Source organism: Streptomyces sp. NPDC091282, assembly GCF_044757385.1.
GTDB lineage: Bacteria > Actinomycetota > Actinomycetes > Streptomycetales > Streptomycetaceae > Streptomyces > Streptomyces gramineus.
On the sequence record NZ_JBIVUX010000001.1, the window covers coordinates 1,259,921 to 1,266,592 of the forward strand.

A 6,672-nucleotide genomic window follows, 5' to 3' on the forward strand; every position below is an offset into this window, starting at 1 on the left:
CGCCGGTCTTTCCCGGTCCGCCTACGCGGCGGGCCAGGGCACCTGCGGCGAGCGGTAGTAGCCGATGCCGAGGGCGTCCCAGCGGGGCGCCTGCGCGGCGAGCCGCACCTTGTAGGCGTCCCAGTCGTGCGTGGCCGCCGGCGACCAGCCCAGTTCGGCCACCCCGGGCAGCCGCGGGAAGGCCATGACGTCGATGTCGGCACCGGTCACGAGGGTCTCGGACCACAGCGGCGCCTCGACCCCCCGGACCGCCGAACCCGGGGCGCCGGGCAGGTAGTCGCCCGGGTCCCAGTCGTAGGAGCGCTTCACCTCCACCAGGCCGGCCCAGTCCTGGCCGAGCGGGGTGTCCTCGGTGTACTTCATGTCGAGGTAGACCCGGTCGGCGGGCGAGAGGATCAGCCCGGTGCCGTTCCGGGCGGCCTCGGCCACCTGGGCCTTCTCGTCCGCGCCCGTGTCGTCCAGCCCCCAGTACTGCGCGATCGCCCCGGGCACCGGATGCGCGCCGGTCAGCTGGTGCCAGCCGATCACCGTCTTGCCGTACTTGGCGACGAGCGGCTGCACCCGGTCCATGAACGTGACGTAGTCCGCGTGGCTGGTGGAGTGCGCCTCGTCGCCGCCGATGTGGAGGTAGCGGCCCGGGGTGAGGGCGGCCAGTTCGCGGATGACGTCGTCCACGAAGTCGTACGTCACCTGCTTGGAGACGCACAGCGAGCTGAAGCCGACGTCCGTGCCGGTGTACAGCGGCGGCGCGGTGCCGTCGCAGTTGAGGCCGGCGTAGGAGGCGAGGGCCGCGTTGGTGTGGCCCGGCATGTCGATCTCGGGGACGACTTCGAGGTAGCGGGAGGCGGCGTACCGGACGATCTCCCGGTACTGGGCCTTGGTGTAGTGGCCGCCCGGTCCGCCGCCGACCTCGGTGGAGCCGCCGTAGGCGGCCAGGCGCGGCCAGGAGTCGACGGCGATCCGCCAGCCCTGGTCGTCGCTGAGGTGCAGGTGCAGTTCGTTGATCTTGTAGAGGGCCAGTTCGTCGATGTACCGCTCGACCTGGGCCACGGTGAAGAAGTGCCGGGAGACGTCGAGCATCGCGCCCCGGTAGGCGTAGCGGGGCCGGTCGGTGACGGTGCCGCCGGCGACCAGCCAGGGTCCGGGCTGCACGGTGTCCTTCTCGACGGCGGCCGGGAGCAGTTGGCGCAGGGTCTGGACGCCGTGGAAGAGGCCGGCGGGCGCGGACGCGGTGAGGGTGACGCCGTCGCGGCCGCTGTCGAGGCGGTAACCCTCGGCGCCGTACGGGCCCTTGGCCAGCCTCAGCCGGATGCCCGCGGTGCCGTGCCCGGTCAGGGGCAGCCGGTAGCCGGTGGACGGGCGCAGCACGCCCGCGAGGTAGGCGCCGACCCGGCGGGCCTCGCGGGAGCCGTCGACGCGGATGGCGGTGTCACGGGTGATGCGGTACGGCGCTCCGCCGGGCCGGACCGAGGCGGGCGCCGGGACGACCCGGCCGAGCGGCGACGGGCCGGGCGCCGGCGTGGCCGGGCCGGCGCCGACCGTGACCGCGCCGGCCGCCGCGACCAGCAGCAGGGACCCGAGGATCCGGGCCAGGCGGGGGGTACGGGGAGGACGGGGAGTCGTTCTGTGGTGCGGTCGCACATGCGCTCCCTTCGGCAGAACTCGGTGCAGGGGACTCGGCCGAGGATGCACCACCGGCCCGGATTGGTCGAGACCACCCGGCGGTTCTCGCGGTGGAACAATTCCCCCATGGCGGAAATCATCCAGAAGGAGGCCACCTGGTCCTTCGAGGGAGACGCCCTGCGGCTGACTCCGGGACGGGACAGGAACGTCAGTGTGCTGCGCCGGGCACTGGGTGAACTGGTCGTGCCGCTGGGCGCGTTGGCGGGTGTCTCGTTCGAGCGGGGCCGGCGGTCGGGGCGGCTGCGGCTGCGGCTGCGGGACGGCTCCGATCCGCTGCTGCACGCCACCGGCGGCCGCCTCACCGAGCCCCACGACCCCTACCTGCTGACCGTGGAACCGGACCGGTACGGCGTCGCCGAGTACGTCGCCGACGAGGTGCGCGACGCGCTGGCGGCCGAACGGGTCCCGGGCGCGCCCGTGGCCGGGTACCTGCTGCCGGGTCCGCGGCTGCCGCTGTCGGTCTCGGCCGGGGACGGCACGGCGGGCTTCGACGGCGAGCGGGTGCGGCTGGAGTGGAACTGGAAGACGGAGGACGTGAAGGCCGCCGCGGGACCCCGCACGCTGGCCCTGGCGGACATCCTGGCGGTGGAGTGGCAGCCCTCCGCCGGGCTGGAGAACGGCCATCTGCGATTCCGGGTGCGCGGCGCCCCGGCCGGGGTGCGGGCCAAGCACGACCCGCACGCGGTGGAGCTGTGGGGGTTCCGGCGGGACCCGCTCATGGCGCTGGTCGCGGCGGCGGTGCAGGCGCGGCTGCCGCATCCGTCGGCGGCCGGGCCCGGCGGGTCCGGGGCGGCGCGGGAGCCGGAGGCCGATCACGACGCGCTGCTGCGGCGGCTGCGCGAACTGGGCGAGCTGCACCGTGCGGGCGTGCTCACGGACGAGGAGTTCGCGACGGCCAAGCAGGCGGTGCTGAGGCGGATGTGAGACGGATGTGAGACGGAGGGAGCGGGTGGTCCTCGTACGGCCGCGGGACCACCCGCTCCCCTTCCGCGGGGTGTTGTCCGGGGGTGTTACTTGGCCTTGCGGGCCACCGTGAAGTGGTCGATGCGGTCGCCCGTCTCGGCGATGCCCGACACCTTCAGCTTGGCGTACTGGCCGCGCGGCGCCGGCTCGACGTCCACGCGCAGGAACGAGTAGTTGAGGTAGCGCACCCGGGACCAGGTGACGGTCTCGTTGACCTTGCCGTCCTTGGTGTTGATGAAGGAGGCGACGGAGTCGACCTCGTTCAGGTGGCCCTCGTAGGAGTCCGGCGCGGTGAACGCGTACAGGCTGCGGCCCGCGGCGCCCGCCGTGACGTAGACGACGCCCTCGGTCTCGGAGTAGGCCGTCTCGCCGATCGGGAGCTTCTTGACGACCTTGTCGCCCTTGATGACGTCGGTGCGCTCGTACTGGTGGTTGTGGCCGTTGATGACCAGGTCCACCGTGTACTTCTCGAACAGCGGCACCCACTCCTGGCGCACGCCCCCCTCCGAGGCGTGCGCCGTGGAGGTGCAGTAGGCGCAGTGGTGGAAGAACACGACGATGAAGTCGATGTCCTTCGAGGCGCGGAACTTCTTGAGCTGCCCCTCGAACCACTTGGTCTGGGTTCCGCCCGAGATGCCCAGGTTCGCCGGGATCTCGAAGGAGACGTCGTTCGGGTCCAGCGAGATGATCGCCGTGTTGCCGTGGACGAAGGAGTAGACGCCCGGCAGGTTCTTCTTGTCCGGCCCGTTGTCGGGCAGGGTGAAGCGGGCCTCCTCGCCGCCGTAGCCGTTCGGCGAGTACCAGGCCTCCATGTCGTGGTTGCCGTAGGAGACCATCCACGGCACGGACTTGGCGACCGACTCGGTCTGGGCCAGGAACTGGTCCCACACACGGGAGTCGAAGCCGGTGTCGGCGGTCTTGCCGGCGCCGGACGGGTCGGCGTAGGCGATGTCGCCGGCGTGCAGGTGGAAGCTGGGGTTCTGGCCGAGGATCAGGGCGTCGTTGGCCAGGCCGTGGTAGCTGACGCCCTGGTCGCCGAAGGCCGTGAAGGTGAACGGCTCCTTGTGGCGCGGGGCGGTGGTGAAGGTGCCGATGGTGCTGGCGTACTGCGGGGCGGCCGGGTCGAAGCCCTCGTGGCCGACGCCGTAGAAGTACTGCCGGCCCGGCTTGAGGTTGGCCAGCTTGGCGTGCACGTAGTACTGGGTGTGGTCGCCGCTGGCACCGATGCCGGCGGGGGTGTAGAGGGTGCGGATCTCGGCCGGGATCTTCACCGAGAGGTGCGAGGCGTGGGTGCCGATCCGGACGAAGGGCTTCTTGACCGCGACCGGGACCTGCCAGGAGATCGTCATCTCCGTGGCGGCGTCGTTGCCGAAGGCCAGGTGGCGGCCGAACGGCGCCACGTAGGCGCCGTCGACGTACTGGCCGGCGGGGGCCGAGGACCGGGTGGGGGCGGCCGCCTGGGCGGTGCCGCCCAGGACGAACGAGCCGCCCGTGACGGCGCCGACGGTCACGGCCCCGCCTCTGATCATGGAGCGCCGGGAGAACCTGGCGCGGAGGTACTCGTGCTGCTCGGCCATGCTCATGCGGTCGGCGAGCTCATCGGGTACGCCCATACGAGGAATGTCCATGGCGTCTGAAACTCGTCTCCACAAGCGACGTGGCGCAAGACACAGGATGGACAGGCTGCGAACAGAGCCCCATAAGAGATTCAACAGGCCGTTGCCCGGAATCGGGCAGGATTCTTGCTAAACCGTCGCCTCGTACTCCAGGATCTACGGGTGCACGACGAACTTGTTGATCATCTGACGCGCTCCACGCCGCTGAGCCGCGGCGAGGCGCTGCGGGTGATACAGGACGTGCTCGCCTACTTCGACGAGACGGCCGGCGACTACGTCCGGCGCCGCCACCGCGAACTCCAGGCGGACGGCCTGGTGAACGCGGAGATCTTCGACCGGATCGAGGCGGATCTGAAGTACAGGGCGGTCGCCCCGCCGGAGCTCACCCTCCGGCAGCTGCGTCGCATGGTCTACGGCTGAGGGATACGGAACACCCATATATGTGCGGAATTGTCGGATACATCGGTAAGCGTGACGTGGCCCCTCTGCTCCTGGAGGGCCTGCAGCGGCTGGAATACCGCGGCTACGACTCGGCCGGCATCGTCGTCTCCTCCCCGAAGGCGGCCGGCCTGAAGATGGTCAAGGCCAAGGGCCGGGTCCGGGACCTGGAGGCCAAGGTCCCGGCGCGCTTCAAGGGCACCACCGGCATCGCGCACACCCGCTGGGCCACCCACGGCGCCCCCTCCGACGTGAACGCGCACCCGCACATGTCCACCGACCAGAAGGTCGCCGTCGTCCACAACGGCATCATCGACAACGCCGCCGACCTGCGCCGCAAGCTGGAGGCGGACGGCGTCGAGTTCCTCTCCGAGACCGACACCGAGGTCCTCGTCCACCTGATCGCCCGGTCCCAGGCGGAGACCCTGGAGGAGCGGGTCCGCCAGGCGCTGCGCCTGATCGAGGGCACCTACGGCATCGCCGTGATGCACGCCGACTTCCCCGAGCGCATCGTGGTGGCCCGCAACGGCTCCCCGGTCGTCCTCGGCATCGGCGACAAGGAGATGTTCGTCGCCTCCGACATCGCCGCCCTGGTCACCCACACCCGCCAGATAGTGACGCTGGACGACGGCGAGATGGCCACCCTCAAGGCCGACGACTTCCGCACGTACACCACCGAGGGCACCCGCACGACCGCCGAGCCGACCACCGTGGAGTGGGAGGCCGAGTCGTACGACATGGGCGGCCACGACACGTACATGCACAAGGAGATCTTCGAGCAGCCCGAGGCGGTCGACCGCGTGCTGCGCGGCCGCATCGACGACCGCTTCTCCACCGTGCACCTCGGCGGCCTCAACCTGGACGCCCGGGACGCGCGGGCCGTGCGGCGGGTGAAGATCCTCGGCTGCGGCACCTCGTACCACGCGGGCATGATCGGCGCCCAGATGATCGAGGAGCTGGCCCGGATCCCCGCGGACGCCGAGCCCGCCTCCGAGTTCCGCTACCGCAACCCGGTCGTCGACCCCGACACGCTGTACATCGCGGTCTCCCAGTCGGGTGAGACCTACGACGTGCTCGCCGCCGTCCAGGAGCTGAAGCGCAAGGGCGCGCGGGTGCTGGGCGTGGTGAACGTGGTCGGCTCGGCGATCGCCCGCGAGGCGGACGGCGGCATGTACGTGCACGCCGGGCCCGAGGTCTGCGTGGTGTCGACCAAGTGCTTCACGAACACCACGGTCGCCTTCGGCCTGCTCGCCCTGCACCTCGGCCGCATCCGCGACCTCTCGGTCCGCGACGGCAAGCGGATCATCGAGGGCCTGCGCAGGCTGCCGGCCCAGATCTCCGAGATCCTCGACCAGGAGGCGGAGATCGAGAAGCTGGCCAAGGAGTACGCCGACGCCCGCTCGATGCTCTTCATCGGCCGCGTCCGGGGCTACCCGGTGGCCCGCGAGGCCTCCCTGAAGCTCAAGGAGGTCTCCTACATCCACGCGGAGGCCTACCCCGCGTCCGAGCTGAAGCACGGCCCGCTGGCCCTGATCGAGCCGGCACTGCCCACGGTGGCGATCGTCCCCGACGACGACCTGCTGGAGAAGAACCGCGCGGCCCTGGAGGAGATCAAGGCCCGCAGCGGCAAGATCCTGGCGGTGGCCCACCGGCACCAGGAGAAGGCCGACCGCACGATCGTCGTCCCGAAGAACGAGGACGAGCTCGACCCGATCCTGATGGGCATCCCGCTCCAACTCCTCGCGTACCACACGGCGAAGGCGCTCGGCCGCGACATCGACAAGCCGCGGAACCTGGCGAAGTCGGTGACGGTGGAGTAAGGCCGTTCATCCGGTGCCGGCCGGTGGGGGCTTGTCGCGGGGGTGCCCCCGCCCCCCCCCGGGGGGGGGGGGCCCCGCGGGCGCCCCCCCCCCCCCCCCCCCGGGGCGCCCCCCCCCCCCCCCCCCCCCGGGGGCCCCCCCCCCCCCCGGGG

5 protein-coding genes are annotated in these 6,672 nt (G+C 71.5%); 3 read left to right on the forward strand and 2 right to left on the reverse strand.

Going from position 1 to position 6,672, the window contains the following annotated elements:
* Nucleotides 1–21: 21 nt before the first annotated feature.
* The gene (locus ACIQOE_RS05700) at nt 22–1,641 is read right to left on the reverse strand and encodes a beta-N-acetylhexosaminidase (protein ID WP_401409794.1); all 1,620 of its coding nucleotides are present in this window, start codon (nt 1,639–1,641) and stop codon (nt 22–24) included.
* 108 nt (nt 1,642–1,749) lie between these two features.
* On the opposite strand from ACIQOE_RS05700, the gene ACIQOE_RS05705 reads away from it, so the two are divergent.
* The gene (locus ACIQOE_RS05705) at nt 1,750–2,607 is read left to right on the forward strand and encodes a DUF4429 domain-containing protein (protein ID WP_401409796.1); all 858 of its coding nucleotides are present in this window, start codon (nt 1,750–1,752) and stop codon (nt 2,605–2,607) included.
* 86 nt (nt 2,608–2,693) lie between these two features.
* On the opposite strand, the gene ACIQOE_RS05710 is transcribed toward ACIQOE_RS05705, so the two are convergent.
* Nucleotides 2,694–4,259 carry a fibronectin type III domain-containing protein gene (locus ACIQOE_RS05710; protein ID WP_401409798.1) on the reverse strand — a complete coding sequence of 522 codons (1,566 nt, stop codon included), beginning with the start codon at nt 4,257–4,259 and terminating at the stop codon, nt 2,694–2,696.
* Nucleotides 4,260–4,424: 165 nt separating this feature from the next.
* On the opposite strand from ACIQOE_RS05710, the gene ACIQOE_RS05715 reads away from it, so the two are divergent.
* Together ACIQOE_RS05715 and glmS are read left to right on the forward strand one after the other, a co-directional pair.
* Nucleotides 4,425–4,682, forward strand: coding sequence for a hypothetical protein (locus ACIQOE_RS05715; protein ID WP_351323076.1), 258 nt, complete (start codon nt 4,425–4,427; stop codon nt 4,680–4,682).
* A gap of 20 nt (nt 4,683–4,702) precedes the next feature.
* Nucleotides 4,703–6,520: a glutamine--fructose-6-phosphate transaminase (isomerizing) gene (gene glmS / locus ACIQOE_RS05720; protein ID WP_351323075.1), complete on the forward strand. Its 1,818-nt coding sequence runs from the start codon at nt 4,703–4,705 to the stop codon at nt 6,518–6,520.
* Nucleotides 6,521–6,672 lie beyond the last annotated feature (152 nt).

Coding starts and splice junctions, on each gene's coding strand:
- ACIQOE_RS05705 (WP_401409796.1), top strand. CDS start 1,750: ATGGCGGAAATCATCCAGAAGGAGGCCACCTGGTCCTTCGAGGGAGAC.
- ACIQOE_RS05710 (WP_401409798.1), bottom strand. CDS start 4,259: ATGGGCGTACCCGATGAGCTCGCCGACCGCATGAGCATGGCCGAGCAG.
- glmS (WP_351323075.1), top strand. CDS start 4,703: ATGTGCGGAATTGTCGGATACATCGGTAAGCGTGACGTGGCCCCTCTG.